Source organism: Ferviditalea candida (assembly GCF_035282765.1).
Taxonomy (GTDB): domain Bacteria; phylum Bacillota; class Bacilli; order Paenibacillales; family KCTC-25726; genus Ferviditalea; species Ferviditalea candida.
The window spans coordinates 1-1193 of sequence record NZ_JAYJLD010000103.1 but is presented as its reverse complement, the minus strand read 5'-3'; the positions used below and the strand labels follow the sequence as shown (position 1 = coordinate 1193).

The window sequence follows — 1193 nt, the reverse complement described above, 5'->3', positions numbered from 1 at the left end:
TGTCAGGAAATAATCCTGGATCTGCTCGGCTTCCATACGACTTTTAATTGCTCAATACGAGTTTAATTTGCTGGCAAACGACTTTATTTGCTGGCTACACAGAAGAGCAGGGCGTTGGCGAATAGGGTTTGGGTAGTTAAACCATTGATACTCAACCGTTAATCAGATCGAGCGACCTCAGCAGATTTTTTAAATGTTCTGGACATTCTACAATGACTTTTTCATCTTCTTGCACCCAAAACTGGACGAATCCCAGCATATCTAATGAAGTCTTAATTCTATGCACCCTTTTTCTGATTCGCGAGATATCGGGATTTGCCATTACATATATGACATTGGCAGAATTATTTTCCTCTTTGAGTTGCATCAATTGAACAACTTGCTTGCACAAATGGTTAAAAATCTGCGTTGAATCAAATACCTTACCGGTCCCAAGATGCCAATTCGATAGTGAACCCTTCGATTCGATGCAGACTTTCCATCCATCACGTTCGCCTGAAACATCATCGCCTTTTTCATTTCCAGCCAAATGACTCGTGATTAAGAACCTCTTTTGATGAAGAAATGTTGCAACACAATCATTTACCTTATCTTCATCTAACCAAAACGGATCGGGTTCTCTTATATTCTTGTGTAACACAGGCATGTATTTCAACTCCCAACAGATTGCTTACACCCCAATTAAATATCAAAGAATCTCGGCATAATATGAACCATCGCTCCGCTTCCCAAATTCCACTTTTGCTGGGAGCATCTTTATCCCCATCACACTTGCCTCACGCAAATGATTAATCCAATTAACATAATCTTGAGGCAATCTGTAAACTTGAACCAAATCCCCTACTTGCACTGTTACAATCGGATGCCCTTCCTTCTGAAGACCGACAGAAAGAACCTCATAAACTTTACCCTCCATAGAATCAGGAATTTCAAGAAATGAATGCTTGGTAATGTCATGATACACTTTCCCGCCGCGAGCATTAATGATGTGATCGTTGTCATTTGAAGCGTGGACCAAATCAATTCCGCCTATTTTCCCAGAGACAGCTTCATTGTAGCATTGTTTCCGATTTTTTCTGTTAGCCATTGTTGCAACTCCCACTATAAAGTAATGTTTTCGCCTGTTTTCTCGCTTATTCTCATGATTTCAACTTTGACAATTTGAGAGGTACTGGTGGAGAATGTAGTCTGCA

General features: G+C 40.2%; 2 protein-coding genes. Both read right to left on the bottom strand.

Annotated features, from left to right (window positions below; translation table 11 throughout):
- Nucleotides 1–151: 151 nt before the first annotated feature.
- The gene (locus tag VF724_RS21245) at nt 152–646 is read right to left on the bottom strand and encodes a hypothetical protein (RefSeq protein WP_371756230.1); all 495 of its coding nucleotides are present in this window, start codon (nt 644–646) and stop codon (nt 152–154) included.
- Nucleotides 647–688: 42 nt separating this feature from the next.
- Entirely contained in the window at nt 689–1087 is a 399-nt protein-coding gene (locus VF724_RS21240) for a hypothetical protein (RefSeq protein WP_371756229.1), read from the bottom strand.
- Nucleotides 1088–1193 lie beyond the last annotated feature (106 nt).

Bases quoted from the DNA above. Each gene is read 5' to 3' on its own strand.
- VF724_RS21245 (WP_371756230.1), bottom strand. From the start codon at position 646: ATGCCTGTGTTACACAAGAATATAAGAGAACCCGATCCGTTTTGGTTA.
- VF724_RS21240 (WP_371756229.1), bottom strand. From the start codon at position 1,087: ATGGCTAACAGAAAAAATCGGAAACAATGCTACAATGAAGCTGTCTCT.